Annotated in this window: 15 protein-coding genes, 4 tRNA genes and 1 pseudogene; 8 read left to right on the top strand and 12 right to left on the bottom strand. The window is 62.1% G+C overall.

What is annotated here, in order from left to right; translation table 11 throughout:
• Positions 1–26 precede the first annotated feature (26 nt).
• The 5 genes from BFN03_RS14175 to BFN03_RS14155 all read right to left on the bottom strand — a co-directional run bounded on the left by BFN03_RS14175 (position 27) and on the right by BFN03_RS14155 (position 6,999).
• Positions 27–1,970, bottom strand: coding sequence for an LCP family protein (locus BFN03_RS14175; protein WP_070380937.1), 1,944 nt, complete (start codon positions 1,968–1,970; stop codon positions 27–29).
• A 120-nt stretch (positions 1,971–2,090) separates the two neighbouring features.
• Positions 2,091–3,233, bottom strand: coding sequence for a tRNA dihydrouridine synthase DusB (gene dusB, locus BFN03_RS14170; RefSeq protein WP_070379533.1), 1,143 nt, complete (start codon positions 3,231–3,233; stop codon positions 2,091–2,093).
• A gap of 76 nt (positions 3,234–3,309) precedes the next feature.
• On the bottom strand, positions 3,310–4,266 hold the full coding sequence (locus BFN03_RS14165; RefSeq protein ID WP_070379532.1) for an acyl-ACP desaturase: 957 nt from the start codon (positions 4,264–4,266) through the stop codon (positions 3,310–3,312).
• A gap of 357 nt (positions 4,267–4,623) precedes the next feature.
• On the bottom strand, positions 4,624–5,925 hold the full coding sequence (locus BFN03_RS14160) for a DUF1116 domain-containing protein (protein WP_157109617.1): 1,302 nt from the start codon (positions 5,923–5,925) through the stop codon (positions 4,624–4,626).
• A gap of 72 nt (positions 5,926–5,997) precedes the next feature.
• A complete protein-coding gene (locus BFN03_RS14155; RefSeq protein ID WP_084385628.1) occupies positions 5,998–6,999 on the bottom strand; it encodes an urea transporter in 1,002 nt (333 codons plus the stop codon).
• A 355-nt stretch (positions 7,000–7,354) separates the two neighbouring features.
• On the opposite strand from BFN03_RS14155, the gene BFN03_RS14150 reads away from it, so the two are divergent.
• Positions 7,355–7,906: a hypothetical protein gene (locus tag BFN03_RS14150; RefSeq protein ID WP_070379529.1), complete on the top strand. Its 552-nt coding sequence runs from the start codon at positions 7,355–7,357 to the stop codon at positions 7,904–7,906.
• A gap of 42 nt (positions 7,907–7,948) precedes the next feature.
• On the top strand, positions 7,949–9,271 hold the full coding sequence (locus BFN03_RS14145; RefSeq protein WP_232320278.1) for an MFS transporter: 1,323 nt from the start codon (positions 7,949–7,951) through the stop codon (positions 9,269–9,271).
• A 151-nt stretch (positions 9,272–9,422) separates the two neighbouring features.
• Here BFN03_RS14145 and BFN03_RS14140 read toward each other — a convergent pair whose 3' ends face one another.
• The gene (locus tag BFN03_RS14140) at positions 9,423–10,313 is read right to left on the bottom strand and encodes a hypothetical protein (protein WP_070379528.1); all 891 of its coding nucleotides are present in this window, start codon (positions 10,311–10,313) and stop codon (positions 9,423–9,425) included.
• Positions 10,314–11,090: 777 nt separating this feature from the next.
• Between BFN03_RS14140 and BFN03_RS14135 the strand changes: the two genes are divergently transcribed.
• Positions 11,091–12,335, top strand: a complete 1,245-nt coding sequence (locus tag BFN03_RS14135; RefSeq protein ID WP_198163273.1) for a pentapeptide repeat-containing protein — start codon at positions 11,091–11,093, stop codon at positions 12,333–12,335.
• A gap of 202 nt (positions 12,336–12,537) precedes the next feature.
• On the opposite strand, the gene BFN03_RS14130 is transcribed toward BFN03_RS14135, so the two are convergent.
• Positions 12,538–12,613, bottom strand: a tRNA-Lys gene (locus BFN03_RS14130).
• Positions 12,614–12,951: 338 nt separating this feature from the next.
• Here BFN03_RS14130 and BFN03_RS14125 point away from each other — a divergent pair.
• The 5 genes from BFN03_RS14125 (at position 12,952) to BFN03_RS14105 (ending at position 14,856) form a co-directional block, all read left to right on the top strand.
• The gene (locus BFN03_RS14125) at positions 12,952–13,608 is read left to right on the top strand and encodes a TetR/AcrR family transcriptional regulator (protein ID WP_070380935.1); all 657 of its coding nucleotides are present in this window, start codon (positions 12,952–12,954) and stop codon (positions 13,606–13,608) included.
• Positions 13,609–13,706: 98 nt separating this feature from the next.
• Positions 13,707–13,779 (top strand) — tRNA-Glu (locus BFN03_RS14120).
• 101 nt (positions 13,780–13,880) lie between these two features.
• Positions 13,881–13,954 (top strand) — tRNA-Asp (locus tag BFN03_RS14115).
• A gap of 66 nt (positions 13,955–14,020) precedes the next feature.
• Positions 14,021–14,097: transfer RNA gene (locus tag BFN03_RS14110), tRNA-Phe, on the top strand.
• Positions 14,098–14,202: 105 nt separating this feature from the next.
• Positions 14,203–14,856, top strand: a complete 654-nt coding sequence (locus BFN03_RS14105) for a TetR family transcriptional regulator (RefSeq protein WP_070379526.1) — start codon at positions 14,203–14,205, stop codon at positions 14,854–14,856.
• Between the two features lie 16 nt (positions 14,857–14,872).
• Here BFN03_RS14105 and BFN03_RS14100 read toward each other — a convergent pair whose 3' ends face one another.
• The 5 genes and pseudogenes from BFN03_RS14100 to BFN03_RS20955 all read right to left on the bottom strand — a co-directional run.
• The gene (locus tag BFN03_RS14100; RefSeq protein ID WP_070379525.1) at positions 14,873–15,931 is read right to left on the bottom strand and encodes a lysylphosphatidylglycerol synthase transmembrane domain-containing protein; all 1,059 of its coding nucleotides are present in this window, start codon (positions 15,929–15,931) and stop codon (positions 14,873–14,875) included.
• Between the two features lie 241 nt (positions 15,932–16,172).
• Positions 16,173–17,057, bottom strand: a complete 885-nt coding sequence (locus BFN03_RS14095) for a universal stress protein (RefSeq protein WP_070379524.1) — start codon at positions 17,055–17,057, stop codon at positions 16,173–16,175.
• A gap of 158 nt (positions 17,058–17,215) precedes the next feature.
• The gene (locus BFN03_RS14090; RefSeq protein ID WP_070379523.1) at positions 17,216–18,046 is read right to left on the bottom strand and encodes a universal stress protein; all 831 of its coding nucleotides are present in this window, start codon (positions 18,044–18,046) and stop codon (positions 17,216–17,218) included.
• A gap of 100 nt (positions 18,047–18,146) precedes the next feature.
• Entirely contained in the window at positions 18,147–19,694 is a 1,548-nt protein-coding gene (locus BFN03_RS20960) for a CYTH and CHAD domain-containing protein (RefSeq protein WP_070380934.1), read from the bottom strand.
• 48 nt (positions 19,695–19,742) lie between these two features.
• A pseudogene (locus BFN03_RS20955) lies at positions 19,743–20,636 on the bottom strand (pseudouridine synthase); the annotation flags it as partial.
• Positions 20,637–20,778: the final 142 nt, after the last annotated feature.

Genomic DNA, 20,778 nt, shown 5'->3' with positions numbered 1-20,778 from the left:
GGGGTGAATCAGTCCCGTTTGCGCTCTTACGTGCAGGTCACGTCGCCGGCGTTGACCACTGCGAGGTCCGTCGGGATGTACACCTCCTCCGGCTCGCCGACGCGAACATCCGCCACGCTTACCGGAGTGTTGGACGCGACAGGTGTCTGCACGGTACCGGAGAAATCAGAACCGAGTGCGACCTCGACGACCGTGCCGAGTCCCCTGGCCGATTCAAGGATCGCACCGGGAAATGACGACGCAAGGGTGGCTGCTTCGGCTTCGTGCTCGGGCGAGAACCGGACGACGGTGTCGTCGGTGTTGCCCGCCCAGTAGTTGCCGACGTCGTAGATTTCGAAGCCCTCGGCTTCGAGCGAGGCCGCGACCGTCGCTGCGAGCCCCGACTCGCCCGAGGCGTTCGAGACCTGCACGCTCACACTCGACGGGTCAACGGTCTGGACGGATTGTGGTGCCGGTTGCGCTGCGAGCTCAGGGAGCGGTTCTGCCCGCTTCTCACCGGGCAGGTCGTCGTCGTCGATGATGGCCTTGAAGATGGCCTTGATGTCGTCGGTGCGGGGGATTTCGTTTCCCCACTCGTTCGTTCCCGCGGTGGGCACTGTCAGGAAGGTGACTGCGCCCGCATCCATATTCTGCAGTGAGCGGCCCAGCGTGACCAGTGAGTCGGTGTCGATGTTCTCGACGAACGTTTCACTGGTGAACGCGTTGATAAACCCGTTGAGCTTAGAGGGGTTGAGCAGCACCTGGCTCGACAGCGCCCCGCGGAGCAGGGAGGAGAGGAATATCTGCTGGCGATTGATTCGGCCGTAGTCGCCGTTGCCTTCCGCCGCCACATGTCGGGCGCGAACGAAGTCCAGTGCGGTCTTTCCGTCCAAGTGATGCGTTCCCGCTTCCGGCAGCACCGTGCCGAGGATTCCGTCCTCGAGCGGTTGTGGGGTGCATACCTCCACGCCGCCGATCTCGTCGACCATCGACTCGAAGCCGGCGAAGTCCATGCCCACGAAGTGTCCGATCTTCAGCCCGGACATCTTCTGAATCACCTTGACCAGGCATTTCGGCCCACCTAGCGCGTAGGTTGCGTTCAATTTGTCGCCGTAGGCGGAGGGGTATGTTTCGTCCGTATAGGTGCCGGTGTCGTTGTCCCAGCCCTGGCAGACGGGGCGCTCGACGTCGAGGTCACGGGGAAACGACACCCCGACCACCCTGCTTCGGTCAGCGGGGATGTTGATGAGCATCACTACGTCGGCCCGTGCGCCTTCTGCGTCCGCGACGGTTCCGGCGCCGATCTCGCCACTTGCGCCCGCTCGGGTATCGGTTCCGACGATCAGATAAGTCTCGTCACCCATCTGCCCGAGTGCGTCCACGATGTCCGTCGACTCCGTGTCGAGGGCCGCGATCTGGTCGAATTTGCCCATGGTCGACTGGAGATAACCCCAGACTGTGCCGGTTCCAGCCAGCGCGCCCACTGCCACCATCGCAACCATGGCGCGCCCGGCCTTGCGCAGGCGTTTTCGTCGACGGGACCTGTTCAACGCCGCCCGGGTGACTCCGGGACTTCCGACCGCTCGAGGCTCGGAGACGCTCTCGGGGGTGTCGGAGAGCCAGGCGGGCTCCGACGTTCCGACCGGTGGAATTTGTTGGTCGTTGACGGCGGGAATGAACTCGGTCTTGTCCGGATCGTTCGGGCTACGCGAATCGACCCCCGAGACCTTGTTCACCAGATTTGCGACGGGAACTCCGCCCAGCTTGCCTGCGGCCCGGCGGGCTACTCGGCCACCGTCCTGGTTGGGTGGCTCGGTTGGTCTGAACTGGGAAGGCTCGCTTGGGGCGTGGCCTTCGGGAGGAGACTGTCGCGGCGGAACCGGGCGTTGCTTCCGGAGCTGAGCTTCTCGAAAGCTCCGGTCCGCGAGTTGACGCTCCCAGGGAGCGCGGGATCCGGGCTGCGGTGGCTCCGAACTGTGACCATCACCCACCGATTCAACCTGCCCCTTCTTGCCCACTCGATCGTTCGTCGGCCCTGACGATCCAGTCATGATACTTAGTGAAGCTCGAGGCCTCGCAAATGAAGCGGTGTGAGATATCTTCTTTATCTACTAGCCGCCGGAATGAAGCATGTCGGCGCCAGCAGGGACCAGACAGTCCTCGGGGTCGTCGAGCCAGCCCTCGGGCAGCGCGACGGTACCTGGTGATCCCTGACGTCCGCGCGGTCCCTCGGCGTCCTTGGGGAACGGGACGGTGGGGTCGAGTTGCTCGAGGAGACTGTCGAGTTCGGTCAGGGTGCTCACCAGCGCCATCGCGACTCGCAGTTCGGACCCTGCGGGGAAGCCGCGTAGGTACCAGGACACGTGCTTACGAAGCTCTCGGAGGCCCTTGTCCTCACCGTGGTGGGCGGCAAGAAGTTCGGCGTGCCGGCGGATGATGGCGGAGACTTCGCCGAGGGTGGGAGGGGTAGGTATCGGGTTGCCGTTGAGCGCGGCGCTCAACTCGGCGAACAGCCACGGTCGTCCGAGGCAGCCGCGGCCTACTACGACACCGTCACAACCGGTCTGCGCCATCATCCGCGCCGCATCTTCGGCGGCAAAGATGTCGCCGTTGCCGAGAACAGGCACGTCGGTGACGTGCTCTTTGAGGCGGGTGATCTCGTTCCAGTCGGCCGTGCCGGAGTACCGCTGCGCGGCGGTGCGCGCGTGGAGCGCGATTGCGGCCGCGCCCTCGTCGGCGGCAATCCGCCCGGCGTCGAGATGGGTGTGGTGTTCCGCATCGATTCCGACGCGGAACTTCACGGTGACAGGGATGTCGGTGCCCTCGGTAGCCTTCACGGCGGCCGCGACGATCCGACCGAACAGGGCGCGCTTATATGGCAGTGCTGCGCCCCCACCCTTTCGCGTCACCTTCGGGACTGGGCAGCCGAAGTTCATGTCGATGTGATCGGCCATGTTTTCATCCACGATCATCTTGGCCGCCGCATAGGTGGTGTCGGGGTCGACGGTGTACAACTGCAGCGACCGCGGTGTTTCCGTAGGGCCGAACGTGGTCATGTGCAGGGTTGCGGGCTGACGCTCGACAAGCGCACGTGCCGTCACCATCTCGCAGACGTACAGGCCGGACGTGCTGCCCGCGCGCTCCGTCTCGAGCTCACGACACAGCGTGCGGAACGCGACATTGGTGATGCCGGCCATAGGGGCCAGAACCACCGGGCTGCGCAGCTCGAGTGATCCGATTCGAAGCGATGACATTGACAACCTCTGGAAACTGGAAAAGAAAATGTGCCCGGCACCGAATCCGGTACCGGGCTCAGGATAGCTGGTTGCGCTACGAGATCCTTTGTTCGCGCTTTTCAGCCTCACGCGCCAGCATGCGGTCACGCTGCTCCTCGAACCTGGTGGCTTGGGCATCGAGGTTCTCCAGGAACTTGCCCAGGCGCTCACGAATCTCCTCGCCTCGGGCGGTGAAGTCGTCCCGCTCGAAGACGTTCCACTTGCGGAGGACGGGCATGACGACCTCCTCGAGATGCTGGCGGAGATCGTAGATGCCGTGCTTGGCCATCAGCACCCCGTTGCGCCGGAAGTTCGGCATGCCGGCGCCGGGCATATGGAAGTGTTCGACGACCATGTCGATGGCCTCGAGCGCTTGATCGGGCGCGAGGTCGAGAGCCGCACCGCACATGTTTCGGTAGAAGATCATGTGCAGGTTCTCGTCCGCGGCGATGCGCTGGAGCATCTTGTCGGCGATCGGGTCATTGCAGGCCTTGCCGGTGTTGCGGTGGCTGACCCGGGTGGCGAGTTCCTGGAAGGTGACGTAGGCGACGGAATGGAGGAAGCCCGCTTCGACGCCGGAGGGGGATGCGAACCCGTTCGTCATGTGCTCCATGCGGAAGCGTTCGAGTTCGACGGGGTCGACGGCGCGCGTCACGACTAGGTAGTCGCGCATCACGATGCCGTGCCGGTTTTCCTCGGCGGTCCAGCGACCGACCCACGTGCCCCAGGCCCCGTCACGCGAAAAGTTCTCGGCGATCTCACGGTGGTATGAGGGCAAGTTGTCCTCGGTGAGGAGATTGGTGATCATCGCGGCCTTGGCGACCTCGTCGAGCCGGGATTGCTCAGGGTCCCAGTCGACGCCGCCCAACTCAGCGAAGTTGCGCCCTTCGTCCCACGGGATGTAGTCGTGGGGGTGCCACTCTTTTGCCATGGAGAGGTGGCGGTTGACGTTCTCTTCTGCTGCGGGAGAAAGCTCGCGGAGCAGTTCGAGTTGGGTCAGATCCCTCGCCATGTGAGATGCCTCCAGGTAGCTTGATTCGACTTCAGCCCGCGTTGACTTTGCTCAGCCTACGGCACCGTAAGTAGGTTGGTAAACGCTTTCGGAGCCCTGGGAAATCCGTCGGAACTGCCCTAGCCGAGTCGTCAGTCGAGTCGTCCGGGGTCGACCGTGACGGGTCCAACTGTGCCCACTCTTCCGACGCTCTGCGCGAAGTCTGTGTGTGTTCGCAGTGCCCAGCGTAGGCAAGTCTGGAGATATCTGCGCGCCCGACTCGCGGAGGGTTTGTCCGGCCTTTCGGTTCGTGGCCACCGGACTGCCTGCGACCGTGGGTTTGCTGCTGCTGCGATTGCTTCGAGTGCCGGAGCGATTCTAAATTTCCAGGTCGCCGAACCCGATCGCGGCATCAACGAACGCCTCCATCGGGGGGTGGAGGAACCCGACACCAGCTGACGGATGATTCATGTGCTTGTGGGCAAGCCCAGAATTGACTGCTGGTCGAATGTTCTTTTCGACGATCTTCAAGATATCGAAACCCATGGGTGATCCGCGGCCATCCAGCGCAGGAATTTCGAAGGCATCGCTTTCCGCCTCGGTGATGCCATACAGCTGCAATGTGATGTTTGTCGCGTCCTGGCGCGAACCCGATATCGACCTGGCAGTACCTCCCAGGCCCAGGGTCTCGGTAATCGCACTATCGCCCATATCGCGATTGACATCCGATGGCGACAGTCCCGGCATCAATTGGCCGCGACCAATTTCCGCGAGCCCGGTAAACCATTGATCACCCAATCCTGATACTTTGATGCCGAATTCGGTACCGTTGCGTGCCATTACGGTCACAATGCTGCTGTGGTTCACATTGTTGCCCGCAAGGGTGATCGCTTTACAGGTTGCCATAATGGGGTTCAGGGCGAATAAACCATCGTTGTAGATCAAGTTGATGATCTTCGTGAGTGTCTCTCGATCGCCGCATGCTTTGAGCAGGCCAGGCATCAACGTTCTCAAGAAAAGGGGAGTTGCAGCGTCCATGGTGACATGGCAATCGTCTCCCATCAGCAAGCTTCTGCCGATTATAGGGAGCAGATCGATGTGTCCGGCCTCCTCGATCGCCTGGCCAAGCAGGGGAGCCAGTGTGCTCTCTATCCAATGAAGGTGATCAATCGCAGGTTTCTCGAAGACACCGAATCGAACCGAACTGCCAAGAAAGTCGCCCAGATCATCGCTGATATTGGAATACACCCTTTGGCCGGACGATTGGTCTTCGACAATATAAACAGACATGGAAGACGTAATGATGCCGGCCATCGGGCCTACAGCCCTGTGGTCGTGACAGGGCTCTAAATCCACTTCCCCGTCAATCACCATCCGAGCCGCTTCTTCTTCGTTCTTAGCCAGACCCTCGAACAGCAGACCACCAATAATTGCACCCTTCAAAGGGCCGGAAGCTCTGGCCCATGTGATTGGAGGGCCTGCATGGAGGATCAGGTTTTCACGCATTTCCGGGATATGCTCTTTGGCCTTTCCGATTCCGACTAATGTGGGATTGGCCTGCTTCATGCGCTTGATGGCCTCGGCATTGGCTTGTCGGATCACGTCCATGTGTTTTGGACGATTCTGAACCTTCTGCAGGACTTCATCAATGCTCGGCCTGACAAAATCTGGAGAGTTCACGGTCGCTCCTCGTAGCGTAGGTAGCGGTGGGCGCTGCTACTCCTGTAAGACGCCGCTTTCCGACGGTCTAGCTCAAGGGTTCTGATCTCCTACTTGATTCTGCCCATCGATGCCAGGGTCGGAACCCGTTTTCGTGATCTCAGCAGCCGATTCAACTCCTTCTGCAGGAGACAACCACTTTCGCTCTATCCAGCCGAGAGCGAGCACGAGCCACACCGCAGACACGAACGGCGCTGACGCCGCCGGCACGCTGAGGCTGTTGAACGCCGGCATGGTGATCGTTGCGATGAGAGCAGCCAAAATGGCTAGCCTGAGCTTGTTTCCGCAGAGCACATAGACGCCGACTGCTGCCAGTACCGCGTTGAATCCATAAAGGCCGAGGTCGACGCTCGTCGGGTCGACATCCCGGTAGTAGTACGAGACCGCAGTGCCGATGATGGCCCCGACCAAGGCAACTACTCCATGCCGCCAGTTGCTCAACAGGACGCCGACGAGAAACAACGAACCCGACCAGATGTTTGGAGAAAGAACTGCTTCGCCCAAGCTGGACAACACAGCGATGACGGGAGTGAACACCGTCGACTGTGAACTATCGAAGGTGACCGGCTCGAGAACGCCGAGATGCGGCGCCAGGGCGAAGAGCGTCCACAGAATGATCAAGAACGGCAGTACCAGAATGGGAAACGGCAAAATCCTGACCAAGAGGTGCACCATAACGACCGCGACCACGACGCAAACGAGCAGCACGACCCACATCCCGAGATTCGTCCAATCGGTTTGGAGAAATGTGGGCAGTGCGAGTGCGATCAGACAGGGATTGAGGCCGGCAAACCCGGCCGCAAGGGCGGCCCCCCGTTCGCCCAGCAACATGCGTCCACCGGGAGCGATGATCGCGGCCACCAGCAGATAGGCAGCCGCTATGGGTGATTCCACGAGGACGGCGGCCAAGAAGAATAGTGCAGTCAGTTCGTTCGATTGAAAGCAAAGCTGAGAGCAACCGCGTAACACCAGGCGGTAGTAGGGAACTCGGTCGTCTTCGACGGGGGGGAAAATGAGATCAACGGGTTGCCTCATTAACCGCATGCTAGTTGTGTGCGACTTGGGCGACCGCCGTTTCGGTCGATCCACCGTAGGGGTCGGGAGCAAAGTGCACACAGCGCATCGGATGTGGTTATGCACCTGCGTGTTCCGAATATGCTGTCGGACTGGTGTTCCTGCTTTGTATCGTCGGCACCGAAGCGCTCGAGCATCCGGTTGCAGTCTTCTGCATTGCTGCAGACAATCGTTATATGGCGACAACCTGAGTGGATGGGAAAGAATCGCTGCCGAATTGCCCGAAGCTGTCCGGGCGGACGTCGAACAATGAGATGGTTATCCAGCTTTCCTAGGTGCTTGGATCGAGAAGCGTCGCCGACGTAGGGAGAAGATCATGACGGCTGGAGACAGTGAATCCACCCCTGCAGTGGCGAAGTCAAGGCTGCCGTCCTGGGCAAAGAGGGCCATTGTCGCCGCCATTCTTCTGGCGGTTCTGGTTGTTGCCTACCTCGTCCTCGCTGCGTATCTTCCGCGAGCGTGGGCTCAGAATGTAGGCGGTCTGGCTGACGGGAGCTTTGCGGGCGGAATCTTGTGGGGGCTGTTATTCGGTTTCGTCTGCACGCTCTTTCCGTTGCTGCTGTTCTACTGGGCTTTCAGGTTGCTGAGGCGACATCGCTTCAAGCCGATGCAGATCGTGTTGGTGATTGTCGGGTTCTTGGTGCTGATTCCCAACATCTTGACGCTGAGTGTGGTGCTCGGCAGCAACAGTGCCGCACACGCGGGGGAGCGGATCATGGATGTAGACGCGCCCGGATTCAGAGGTGCCTCTCTGGCTGGAGCGATCATCGCGGTCGTTCTATTCCTGGGTGGGCTCGCCCTCGCCTACACCTATCGCAAGAGGGGCGAGGACCTCGCCCAGATTCGGAAGGACGCGAGCGACAAATAGGGCCAGTTGCCGGGTGAACCCATCGCGGGTAAACCCGATTTCGTGTTCTCCGTATCGCGCAGCCTCGACGGTGATCATCGCCTGCAGATGTTGTTCGCAATCGGCGCGGGCAATGCGATGGAGTCCTTCGACTGGGGCATCTACGCGACCTTCGCCGTGTTCTTTGCGCCGCAGTTCTTCGACAGTGGCAGTTCGATTTCCAACATTCTCGATACGTTCGGGGTGTTCGCGGTGGGGTTTATTGCACGCCCGTTCGGCGGTCTCCTCTTCGGGTGGTTGGCGGACCTGAGAGGCCGTCAACTGTCGATGAGCCTGACGATCGGGGTGGCAGCTGCGGGCAGTTTGGTGATCGGGTCGAGTCCCACTCATGCGACCATCGGGACCTGGGCGGCTGTCATCTTGGTAATTTGCCGATTGGTCCAGGGTCTCGCGCAGGGTGGCGAGCTCCCGTCGGCGCAGACATACCTCAGCGAGGTCGCGCCGCGCCAGCAGCGAGGTCTGTGGTCCAGTCTGCTCTACTTCTCGGGCGCGATCGGCACGATGGCAGGCATCCTGCTGGCCGCAGTTCTGTCTACGGAGCTGACCGACGAGCAGATGTACGACTTCGGCTGGCGAATCCCCTTCATTCTCGGGGGCATGTTCGCTCTGTTCGCCCTATACATGCGTTGCAGGATGGCTGAAACCGAAATCTTCACGCAGGAACTCGCAGCGGCGAAGGCACGGCCAGGCCATGTATCGGTGTTGAACAAGATATGGAAACACCCCGGACTGCTGGTTCGCGTCGCCGGCATCACCGTCGGCGTGACGGTTGTCTACTACGTGTGGGCGATATCGGCACCCGCGTACGCAATTTCCGTTCGGGGCGTGCCCGCGACAGCGGCTCTCTGGGCCGGCGTCTTCGCCAACTTGGTGTATCTGGCTGCCCTTGTGTTCTGGGGATTCGTTTCCGACAAGATTGGGCGAAAACCCGTCTTGCTCTTCGGTGTGGTGAGTCTTATGGTCTTGCTGCATCCGCTCAACGCGATCGTGAGGGGGCAGGCGTGGCAGCTGTTCACCGCGATGACGATCGCGATGGCCCTGATCGCTTGCACCGTCTCCATCCTGCCCGCGGTGTACGCGGAAATGTTCCCGACTGCGATCCGTGCGACGGGGTTCGGCGTTCCCTATTCTCTCGTGGTCGCGTTGTTCGGCGGTACGGCGCCGTATCTGCAGACATTCTTCGCGGACAAGGGGATTGCGAGCGCCTTCATCTGGTACGCAATCGCGATGTTGGCCATCACCGTAGCCACGATCGTCTGCATTCCCGAGACCAAGGCGTTGGACCTGAGCGGCGCGACTGATCGTGACGGCGCATCCGAGAGATAGTCCCGCCCCGGAATCGACCAAACCCTGCCGAACGATCCCCGGTTGGACTCGGTCCCCCGAAAACGGCACGGCCGCCGCAACATTCCCACATCGGGAGTGTTGCGGCGGCCGTGCGAATTTCGCCTCAGGCGGGGCCTTCGGTGCTACTGAATCAGGGAGCGAGGCCTGCGAGGCCTGCGATGGCCAGGCCGCCCGCAACCAGACCGCCGACGACCAGACCGCCGACGGCCCAGGGGTTGAGGCCCTCGCCGTTTTCGCCGGTCAGGCTGCCGAAGAGATTGTCAGCGGGTGCCTCCGCGACGGTGATCGTAACCGGCGCGGCACCTTCGTCCGTTCCCCACTTGAACTGCTTGCCGTCCGAACGGTTCCAGAAGCAGTCCCAGGTCACGGTGTAGGTTCCAGCCGCGAGCTCGAAGTCGACGCCCTTGGTCTTCTTCTTCTGGACGTACTTATTGGCCTTCTCGAAAACGACCTGGTCCGCATCGTCAGCGTCCGTCACCTTCAAACCGCACGTTGCGGAGGGGTCCTTGGTGAGGGTGCTGACGAACGTAGCGGTGACGGGCGCTACGTCGGCGCCGTCTTCGATCTCCACGTTCGTCGAGACATCGAGGGTCAGGTCTCCCGGGGCTGCGTCCTCGATGGTGAAGGGGAACGGCTGAGCCGTCGGCTCCACACCCGAAACTTCGATCGTTCCCCACCGCTCCCAGTCCTCGGCTGACCAGCAGGTCCAGCCGACAACATAGTCGCCGGGTTCGTTGATAGTAACCGGGGCGGGCTCGAGGGGGGCGTCAGGTTCGACTGAAGTCCCACGCACGATGCGCGTCGTACTCGCGTCGGCGGCATCGGGCGCGTACCAGATATCGCAGCCCAGGGTGCTCTCGGTGCTGTTGTCGATACTGACGGTGAGTTCGTTGCCGGCGACTGTGGCGGAGAGGGCGACGAGATCCTCATGCTCGGTCGCCTGGGCCGGTGCTGCGAACGAGGCAGCGGCGATAGGGGCCGCAAGCAGTCCAATCGCTGCAGTGCGAACGGACGTCTTCATAGGTACTCCTTCGGTCAAACGGCCCGCACACGAACGCATGCGGGTATGCGCAGCTGGCTGGCTGATAGTTGGCCACAGAGCCCGATCGGAATCCCCCCGAACAGGTCGCTTTCGTACCTGCTGTGCGGCTTGAAGTTAACACGGACTCTCAGATCGGATGGGCGGACCAACCCACTTGTTGACCTCATGGGAATAGTTGAGCCGTGGTCAAAAGTATTGCTGCACTGGACAAATAAGAGAAAATGTGAGACGCATCACAGCGTGGCGACGAGGGCGGTGGGTAGGCCGAACGCCGTGCTGGAACCTCGGCGCCGCTGCGACCAACAGATCGTCGCGTCGACGGTTCTTGGCTGTTGGGATTCAGTGAACTCGCAAAACAGGTCTTACCGGTCGAGGCGGTTGAGCGATATGGTTCTGTCCGACAACGGTTTCCACTTTCGACGCGAGCGATACCTCGTGGGTCTCGTGGCTGGTCTTGTCTGCGTGGGAGTCTCGATAGCCGATGCGGGTTCGGCCTTCTCGAGTAGAACCTTTCCGTAGCAACGTGATACGTGCGCATCCGTTCGCTACGGCAGGCGACCCGGGGCACGCTCGAAGTGGGTCGAAGGCGTGCGTACTGCGAAACTTCGTCTGGAACATCTGCCCGGTGGATGGTGTGTCATACGCGTCATGCACAATCACCGGTGTTTCGAAATCACGGGGGCGGATGCAGTTCTAGTCGGCGACCCCATCAATGACGACGCGAGCGGCCGCGTCTCCACGGGAGGATGGAACCGAATGACGCTGCTGAGACGAACTTCCCCTAGCACGGGCTCCGACGTCGCTTATTACTCGCGACGCACATGGGCGCGCAGGGGTGGAGCGGCGGCTCTCAGCGTGGGACTGGCGACAGCCGCCATGGTGACTGTGACCCCGGTCGCCAACGCTGAGATCGTCATCGGTGACTGCACCATCGTTGACAACCCCAATCCCGAGAATCACACCGTCTGCCCCGGGGTGGACCTCACCGGCTCAGATCTGAAAGGCCTCGACTTTTCGTATGCAGACCTCAGTGGCGCGACCCTGGAGGATGCGGACCTCAGCCGCACTAAGTTCATCGGCGCGAACCTGACCGACGCGGAAATGGATTTCGCAAGACTACTCAGTTCGGATCTGGCTGGCGCCGACCTGACCGGCGCCAGCTTGAAGTTTGCGAGAATATTCGATGCGAACTTCAACAACGCCAACCTGACCGGCGCCAACCTGACTTACGCATACCTGCGCAAGAACATTATCAATGGCGAAGCAAGGGCGAATTTCACCGACGCCAACTTGACCGACGCGGACCTGAGCAACATGGAACTGGCCGGTGCCGAGCTCAGTGGGATAAACCTGACCGGGGCCGATCTGGACCATGCGGACCTGACTGGCACGGTGCTGATTCCTTCCGACACGACTGTGGCGGTGGGGGAGTCCGGTAACGCAACGGTCACCTGGCCCACGCCTCCGAGCCTGACCGGAACCACCTTCGAAAACTGTGATCGTGCATCGGGCAGCAGCTTTCCGATGGGGACTACAACGGTGCGTTGCACCGTCAGCACCAGCGCGGGTCAGGGAGTGGGCACGTTCACAGTTACTGTGCGGCATCCGTCTTTCCCATGGATTGGGGCCCCCGAGGATGGCTCGGACGGGGACCATTACTCCGCGACGGTCGGGGACAGCTTCTTCGTCTGGTTCGAGACCGGGGGATTCCCGACTCCGACCGTCACCACCACGAGCGAACTACCGGCGGGGCTGACTCTGTCTGAAGAAGGCGTCCTCTCCGGGACACCTACGGAAGCAGGATCATTTCCGATCACCATTACCGCTACCAACATCGCGGGGGAAGACACCTTGGAGATGACTCTTGACGTCGACGACGGCGAAGGCGGCAACGGCAGCTCGGACATCGACACCGGCAGCCTGGTCGTCGGGGGCCTTGTAGTCGGCGGCCTCGTCGCGGGCGGACTGGCGCTCGCCGGCCTCACCGGAGTCACTGGCTGACCCGGCAACGCCGAAGGCCCCGCCTACGGCGGACTAATGCGGCCGTCGCAACACTCTCGATGTGGGAATGTTGCGACGGTCGTTTCGTTTTCGTCGGAACCGTGATCGGGTCGGCAAGGTTGTTCTGTTCCGGGGTGCCGGTGAAGGTCTCGTGTGATCTACTTCCGTCTGAACCAGGCAATGTTGCAGCGCAGCCTAGGTGTGGTGCCCCCAGTAGGACTCGAACCTACGACCTGCGGATTAAAAGTCCGTAGCTCTACCAACTGAGCTATAGGGGCGCGGGGTCAGAGTCTAAACTGCCGACGGCGACGGTCGGCACCGCACCCCCACACGGCGTGTTGAGCCGAGGGATATAGAAGTCGGCTCGGGTGCGCACCCCCTGCAGTGCACCCGAGCCGAGCAAAACTATACCATCCGGTGTGTTTTTGATGGCGGTCAAACCCACGGCATGTTCAACCGCCTCATGTTTTCCAAGTCTGTTTTGTGATCGAATACAAGACTTGAAGACTGGTTTGTTGGTTTTTTCAAAACAGGGATACTGTTATGCGATGGCACCGGTCTCGTCCCGGGTGGGCGATGGCAGGGAGTGTCACACCTGGAAGAAGGATTCACTGCCATGGCACGTCAACAGGAGCGTGCGCGTCGCACCCGCGCAGCGCTGGTGGAGTCAGCTGCGATCGAGTTCGCGAAGCGCGGGTATGCGGCCGCGTCGGTCAACACGATCTTGGAGGGCTCGAACGCCACCAAGGGGGCTATGTACTTCCACTTCCAGTCCAAGGAAGACCTGGCTCGCGCCGTCCTCCAGGCCGGTGTCGAACAGTTCGTCGCTCTGACTGATCGTTGGAAACATCGCACGGATGTCGGGCCTTTCGAGGCGCTCCACGGCCTGGTAGTCGATCTGGCGAGGTTGTTCCACTCGTCTGTGATTGTCCGGGCCGAGTTTCGGTTGATCGTAGAACCCGAGTTCTATTCCGACGTACTCGCCGGTGGCGCGCAGGTATGGGGTCGCACGGCGCGTGAGTTCGCATGCCGCGCCGAGGGTGAGGGATTGTTGCGCGCGGGCGCCGACCCCGAGAAATTCACCCGCGTGCTCGCGGCGTCCATCGCCGGCCAGAGATACATGTCGGACATGCTGGCGCTAGAAGGCGACCTCGATACGCGCTTCGAGGAATCGCTCGAGGTGGTTCTCGCTGCGATGGCGTCGCAAGAATGGCTCGAGAAGTTTGCGGAGCAAGGATGGCCGGATTGCGGCTCGGAACTGCCCGATTTATAGCCTGACCTGCCGATTTGGGGATTTCTCCCTTCGTGTCCTAAGCTATCCAAGCTCCCAACGGAACGCCGTTGAGGTACTGGTTCGGAGAAATCCGACGGGCCCCCTTCGTCTAGCGGCCTAGGACGCCGCCCTTTCAAGGCGGTAGCGCGGGTTCGAATCCCGTAGGGGGTACGTTTGACCGGTGTCGAGCATGCGGTATGGTTCGGCAGCAGCAAATGTGACAAGTAGGATCGCTTTACAGCTTTCGTTGTGAAGCACAGCAGGAAAAGCAAGGCCCTGTGGCGCAGTTGGTTAGCGCGCCGCCCTGTCACGGCGGAGGTCGCGGGTTCGAGTCCCGTCAGGGTCGCAAGAGTGGTGCCAGCATTCGTTGCTGGCGGCACATTGCGATTGGCATTCGGTTCGGGTGCCGTCCGGCCAGGTAGCTCAGTTGGTACGAGCGTCCGCCTGAAAAGCGGAAGGTCGCCGGTTCGATCCCGGCCCTGGCCACCATGAGTATTCGAGACTCCGTTGCCGAGCAATCCGGCAGCGGAGTTTTTCTTTGGGCGCAGAGAGCGACCCGATCGGCGGAGTTCACGGTTGGCTAGGCTGACCTTCATGAACAGTGCAGGAGAGCCCTTGGTGGCGGGCGGCGACGGACTGCTGACGTTGCTTCGCGATGGGCAACTACCCTCGCGTGGGGCCAAGGCGCCACAGCGCGAACGCTACCAACGCGTCGTCGCCGCCGCGATGGAGCTCGCCTCCGAAGGCGGGTACGAGGCGGTGCAGATGCGGGCGATCGCCGACCGGGCCCAGGTTGCCCTCGGAACGGTGTATCGGTATTTCCCCTCCAAGAACCACATGCTGGTGATGGGGCTCTTGATGGTGTTCGACGGGTTGCGCGAACGATTCGAAGACGTCGAGATCCCTGGTGAGACACCGTCCGAGCGAATTCTGTTCGTCCTGCGGAAGAACACGGAAGTACTCGAGAAGGACCGGCTGAAGTATGAGGCCATGGTGCGGGCCTTCATGTTTGCGGATGCGTCCGCGACGGCAGAGCTGGACGCGTTCGGGGCTTTGATGACCGAGATGTTCGCCAAGAGCATCGGTGTCGACGAGGTCTCCGACGATCAACTCAACGCGATCCGCGTGATTGGCGACGTGTGGATGTCGAGCCTCGTGTCATGGGTGGCCGGTCGCATTTCCGTCGACGAGGTGATGGCCCACCTCGCTCTCGCCGTCCGGCTGGTCTTTCGGAGGCTGGGCGGATAGCTCGTGAGTGGGGGCCCTACCTTCCGCCGCGCCACAGCGGTTCGAGGTCGGGGCCCTCGCCGTCTTGCTGCCGTCCTCGATATCTCAGTGCGAACACGATCCAACCGACGGCGGCCACGAGCAAGAAGCTCACAATCCGGTAGACGACGATCGCGGACACCGCTTCGGCACCGGTCATTCCGCTAGCGGTAAGCGCTGGAACCAGAACCGCGTCCATTACCCCGAGACCCCCGGGAAGGAGCGGGATCGCCGACCCGGCCGCTTTGCCCGCCGCGTACGCGACGGCGAGTCCGGCAATGCCCGGGTGTCCCCCGATCGCGTAGCAGGCGAACGCGAGACAAGAAACGTCGGCGATCCAGTTGAACAGCGACCAACCGAATGCGCGTGCAGTGTCGGCACGACCCATCCGTACCGCGCTCATTTGGCTCACGATGTGCTTCCACTGGCGAACCCCGGTCAGCGGCGGCTTCTTTCGGAGCGTGTTGAAGGCCCTCAGCGCCGTGATGCCTACGCCTTCGAGTGCGTTTGGTCTCGACGCCGCGTACTGGGCCAGGATGAGAAAGGCGCACAGGCCGCCGAATGTGAAGATCAGCGAGAACGGGTTGGTCGTGGCTCCGACGAGCAGAGCGCCCGTCAGGCCGAGGAGTGCCAGTCCGACAGCTTGGAGAGCGCCGGCCATCACGAGCTGCCAGGTGGCCACGACCGGTGTCGCGCCCCAGGTCCGGGTCTGCCGGTAGGTGAACGTTGCCGCCAGCACCGGACCACCCGGAAGCGTCGCGCTCATCGAATTCGCAGCGAGGATGACCGCCAACGATTGCCGCTGCTGGACGCGCACGCCCGCCACACCGAGCAGGCACCGCTGGACACTTGCAAAGCTGGACATCGATGCCATTGCGGCGACGATGGCTGCAGCCACCCAACCCCATTGGAGGTCGCCGAGGTTGCGGACGCTGTCGGACAGATCCGGCCAGATGAGGATCAGCTCGACCGTGAGCACCACGACGAGCACGCCACCGATCACCCATTCGACCCGCCGTCTCCGCGGCTTGGGGTGATTGTCTTCGGCGTTGGTCATATGTGTCCATTACGCGTGGCAGGTGATTACACCGTATACCCGCCGTGGTCATCTCGTTCTCGGTCTGGTGAGCGTGGCGCAGTGGAGGCGCTCTGGGTTTGACGGGGACGGTGAGTGCGACTCTCGGACATGCCCCACGCGCCCGAGCGGTACTGCGAGTTGGGCGGCGCACTCGCGATGAGCGTGACCTACGCGGTAGGCAGACTGGTGGGCACGGGTCTGCTGTCGTCGCGGGTGAGGGTCACTGGCTTCGGCAGATCATTATCGCGCAATTTGCGTGATGGAGCAGATTCTGGCTTGTCGACCCCATTAACGCGCCGAGCACCGCTCCTCGGCCATGACTACCGACGACGATCAACTGGGCGTCGTCCGCATACTTCATTATTGCGTCTGCCGCGGAGCCCTGCTCGGCAACTTGCTTTACGGCTACATCCGGGAAGATTTCCGCCTCGCCGGCGAGGCCTTCCGCGAGAAGGGCCTCTTCCTCTTGCCGCACTGCGTCCCAGTCCACAAGCAAGCCGCGCGTCTTGCCACCACTTGCGGGGGAGCCCTGCCACGTGTGGACGCCGACCAGCGGTGCGTCGAAGAACGACGCGAACTCGAATGCGTGTCTCACTGCATCTCGGCTGAGATCGCTTCCGTCAACGCCGACGACTACCGGACGTTGGTCCGGTGGAGCACCCTCCCCGCGCAGGATGACGACCGGGCACGGTGCGCGGTTGGCGACGTGGAGTGCGGTCGAGCCGACGAACACCGATCGGAAGGCTCCTGCGCCCGTGGACCCGAGCACAATCATCCTGGCTCGGTCGGAGGCTTCGAGTAGGGCGGTACGTCCGGGACCCGGACTGATGGTGGTCTCGACCGCGAGACGTGGAAAACGCTTTCTCACCAGCGTCTGGGCCGCATCGATGATGGCTTCGCCGTCCTCTCGTACCTGATCGAGGAACCGCGACTCCAACATGACCGCTGCCGGGCTGTACAGCGGGCCGTCCTGAGGGAGCGCATGCACGAGGGACAGCGGAGCATCCCATTTGGACGCAACTGCGGCGCCCCACAGCGCTGCTCTGGTGGAGGTGTCGGATCCGTCCACGCCGACGACGACGCAATAGCCTGTGCGTGCACTCAACGGGGGCTCCCTTCGGTGACACCGGTCCACGACAGCAAGTTGCTGTGCTTCCACGGTGCCTTACACCGAGTGTCTACTTCCAGTTGTTTCTTGAATGACCTCTCGAGCCTTTCCACTCAATGTGCACGAATTCGGGGGTGCACGAGTTCAGGCGTCTGTCATCTTTCTCGACAGATCATTACCGGACAATTCGCGTGATGGAGCAGATGCTGGCTTGTCGAGCCGATCAACGCACCGAGCACCCGTCCTCGGCCGTGGCTGCCGACGACGATCAACTGTCCGTCCTCCGCGTGTTCCATCATCGCAGTTGCCGGGGCCCTTTGCTCGGCAACCCTGGTCACCGATACATCCGGGTATCGTTCCGACTCGCCGGCAAGAGCCTCGGACAGGAGCGCGACCTCCTCCTCTTTCATCGCATCCCAGTCCATGAGCATCTTTCGCGAACCGCTCTTGAGTGCGGGGGAGCCCTGCCACGTGTGTACGGCGACCAGCGGTGCACCGAAGAATGACGCGAACTCGAAGGCGTGGTTCGCCGCCTCGCGGCTGAGCTCGCTTCCGTCGAGGCCGACGATCACCGGGCGCTGGTCCGGTGGGGCACCGTCTCCGCGGATGACAACGACCGGGCACTTTGCGCGGTTGGCGACGTGGAGTGCGGTCGAACCGATGAGCGCGGAACGGACCGTCTCCGCGCCAGTCGACCCGAGCACAACCAGCCTGGCCCGTTCCGTGGTCTCGAGCAAGACGGTGTCTGCTGAACCTTGTTTGACGGTGGTCTCGACTTTGAGATCGGGAAAGTGCTGCCCCAGCATGGTCCGCGCCGTGTCGAAGATGGCTTTGCCGTCCGGTGAGCTTTCACGCCGGCCCGCGTGGGCCAGGGACAATGGCTCACCCCACTTGGACGCGACTGCCGCGCCCCACATCGCTGCTCTGGTGGAGGCGTCGGAACCGTCCAGTCCGACGACAACGGAGTGACCGTGGGGTGTGCTCATAGTGGCTCCCTTTGCTGGCGCTAGTGCGCTTCCGACCGTTCCTCGCTCCACACTGCCCTTCAACTAGTCCCTACTTCAAGAATTTTCTTGACGACTTTTCCTACTTCAAGATTTTTCTTGCCGACTTTCTTACCGACTTCCAGTCGGCCTTCAGCTGCGCAGCGAGGGAATCGCCGATCACTAGGTTTCTGTGGAAGAGCATCCCGCAACCCAGACTTGACCGGGCCGGGTGCTGGTCTTCGGCCGCCATGCGGAGAAGATGCTGTCGTGACATCACCGCGTCCTGATAGTCGCCGAGGAGATCCTGGAATTCTTTGAAAGCGTCGAGGGCACGCTCCGACCTGCCCGGGCTGAGTTGCTGCGTGGCTTCGATCGCGTAGCGCATCTGTTTGGAGCGCTTGCGTGCCTGGTGCATGAGCACGTCGCGATCCGCTCGTGTCTCGGCCTTTCGCGCCCGCCTCACCCGACGCTCGACGGAGCGTGTCAGCTTCCGCAGTGTGGCCGCGACTTGCTTGACGGAAGGTGAGCCCGTGCCGGACTCGATGCCGTCGACGAACCCGTCCAGGGCAGACAGAAGCGCGAGATAGCGATCCGAATCCAGGGTTGCGAGTGCCTCGGGTCGAGCAGCGGCGAAGAGGCCCGAGAAGTACTCGTCAATCCGTGCGCGGACGATCTCTCGGTCGGGCATCTCGGGAATCTCGTCGAGCGCGGCCACGAGCCTGCTCCACTGAACCTGCGCGTCGCGTGCACCGCCGAGGCTCTGCCCCAACCACCGTAGTTCGCCGACAAGGTCTTCGGCGGTTTCTCGTTCGCCCAGGTGGGCCCCATACACTTGCAACACGCTGCGGATACGTCTCGCCGCAACCCTGAGGGCGTGGACGGAATCCTCTGTGTCCCGACGGACTTCGATATCGGCTCGGGTGAGCGCGTGAACCTGTTCATCGAGGTATTCCCTCAGCAGGCGTCGCGGGTGGAGCTTCTTGTTCGCCCCCTTCGTGAGGCGGGGAGGTAATGGCTCCACGACGGTGTCGCCGAGCGCGCGCCGAAGCTTGGAGGGGTTCTCCGAGCGCACCATCCCGCAATCGCGCAGGCGAGAGTCAATGGCGTCCAACAGTTTCTGGCCGCCTGCGCCCTGCTCCACCTCGATCTCGCGCCACACTCGCTCGTCCGGACCCGCGGATCCATCGGGGACCGCTGCGATCACGACGTCCGAGACGACTTCCGCCAGCGCCGTTCCCGACGAATCCAGCAAACGGTGACGCTCGCGGTCAGTGCTGATCAGCGCGACCGGGTTCACCGCAGCTCCGCGGGTGATGGCGGTGAGCAGATCCGTGTATGGGGTGGGGACCTCGATGTCCGGCTCCGCGGCTTCGGGCGGTAGTTGTAGTTCGGTGCGCGCGTCCGCTCCCGCGGGCAGCTTCAGGTGCCATCCCGCGTCTTCGCCACCCTCTCTACGCCGGAGGGTGATTCCGGCGGTCAGGAGCCGTAGGTCGCTGGTGTCGTAGTAGAGGGCGGAAAGCCGAATCGAGTCGATCCGCGGTTCCCCCTCTACGCCGGGCAGTCCGGAGAGGCTCGGAATTTGCTGCTCTGCTCCGGCCTCGTACTTCCGCTCCACCTCGGAGACGGCCTCAGGCGTTGCTGTAGTCATCTCATTATCATTCTGCCTCGGCACACGAATGGGAAGCGAGGTGTCGTCCGGCCAGTCGAGGCTGGCCCGGCTCTCGAAACGCCGCAGCGCGCCAGAGTAGGGGTCGCGGAATTCCACGGATCGCGCCAGCAGGCTCAGGGGTGTCGAATAGTCCTCAGCGGCAACATCATAAAAGTCCGGGTAGAAGTTGTCGCCAAATATCGGAATGCCGAGTGAACTCATGTGGACACGCAACTGATGCGTCTTGCCGGTGTGGGGCACCAGGAGGTAGCGGGCAGCCTCGCCACGGGTCTCGAGGAGTTCGATGCGACTCTCGCTGTTGGCCGGCCCGTCCACCTCATATGCCTTCAAGACGCCACGATCCTTGACGATCCGGCTTCGGACAGTGGTGGGCAATTCGAGGCCGGAATCATAGCGGGCAAGCGCCTCGTACTCCTTCGTCACCTGACGCCGCTCGAACAGCAACTGGTAGTCGCGCCTGACTTCACGGCGCACCGTGAAGATCAGAACCCCAGCGGTCAGCCGATCCAACCGGTGTGCCGGTGTCAGGTCGGGAAGATCGAGAGCGCGCCGCAACCGGACCAGCGCTGACTCGGCAACGTAAGCGCCCCGCGGTGTGCTGGCCAGGAAGTGGGGCTTGTCGACGACGAGGAGGTTCTCGTCGCGGTGAAGGATTTCTATCTCGAAGGGCACCCGGCTCTCGACTGGCGGATCCCGGTACAGGTAGACGAACTTGCGGGGCGTGAACTGGGTGGATTCGGTGATCGGCAGGCCGCGCTCGTCCACTACTTCCTTGGCCGCCACCTTCTCTCGAAGCCGGATCTCGTCGTTCGGAAATCGTGCGACGAGGTATTCGAGGATCGTGGACCACGCGCCGTCATCCGGCATCCTCAGTCGGGTCGGGTTGAGGCCGTGGCGGACGGGAAGTGGAGCGTCGGGCACCCTGCCACGGTAGTCGAGGCCCTGATTCGCCGTTCACCTGGCAGACAGTCGTGGCGGCATCCGGTAAATTTGTCATAACTTGTGGCGTGGGCCACTGCTGACCGATCGAGTGGGCACGTCATCGGAACAACTCGCGAGAGGT

The sequence above is a fragment of the Rhodococcus sp. WMMA185 genome, assembly GCF_001767395.1.
GTDB lineage: Bacteria > Actinomycetota > Actinomycetes > Mycobacteriales > Mycobacteriaceae > Rhodococcus_F.
This window is presented reverse-complemented; position numbering and strand designations above follow the sequence as displayed.

Bases quoted from the DNA above. Each gene is read 5' to 3' on its own strand.
- BFN03_RS14100 (WP_070379525.1), bottom strand. From the start codon at position 15,931: ATGACCAACGCCGAAGACAATCACCCCAAGCCGCGGAGACGGCGGGTC.
- BFN03_RS14155 (WP_084385628.1), bottom strand. From the start codon at position 6,999: ATGAGGCAACCCGTTGATCTCATTTTCCCCCCCGTCGAAGACGACCGA.
- BFN03_RS14150 (WP_070379529.1), top strand. From the start codon at position 7,355: ATGACGGCTGGAGACAGTGAATCCACCCCTGCAGTGGCGAAGTCAAGG.
- BFN03_RS14125 (WP_070380935.1), top strand. From the start codon at position 12,952: ATGGCACGTCAACAGGAGCGTGCGCGTCGCACCCGCGCAGCGCTGGTG.
- BFN03_RS14135 (WP_198163273.1), top strand. From the start codon at position 11,091: ATGACGCTGCTGAGACGAACTTCCCCTAGCACGGGCTCCGACGTCGCT.
- BFN03_RS14105 (WP_070379526.1), top strand. From the start codon at position 14,203: ATGAACAGTGCAGGAGAGCCCTTGGTGGCGGGCGGCGACGGACTGCTG.
- BFN03_RS20960 (WP_070380934.1), bottom strand. From the start codon at position 19,694: ATGACTACAGCAACGCCTGAGGCCGTCTCCGAGGTGGAGCGGAAGTAC.
- BFN03_RS14140 (WP_070379528.1), bottom strand. From the start codon at position 10,313: ATGAAGACGTCCGTTCGCACTGCAGCGATTGGACTGCTTGCGGCCCCT.
- BFN03_RS14165 (WP_070379532.1), bottom strand. From the start codon at position 4,266: ATGGCGAGGGATCTGACCCAACTCGAACTGCTCCGCGAGCTTTCTCCC.
- dusB (WP_070379533.1), bottom strand. From the start codon at position 3,233: ATGTCATCGCTTCGAATCGGATCACTCGAGCTGCGCAGCCCGGTGGTT.
- BFN03_RS14090 (WP_070379523.1), bottom strand. From the start codon at position 18,046: ATGAGCACACCCCACGGTCACTCCGTTGTCGTCGGACTGGACGGTTCC.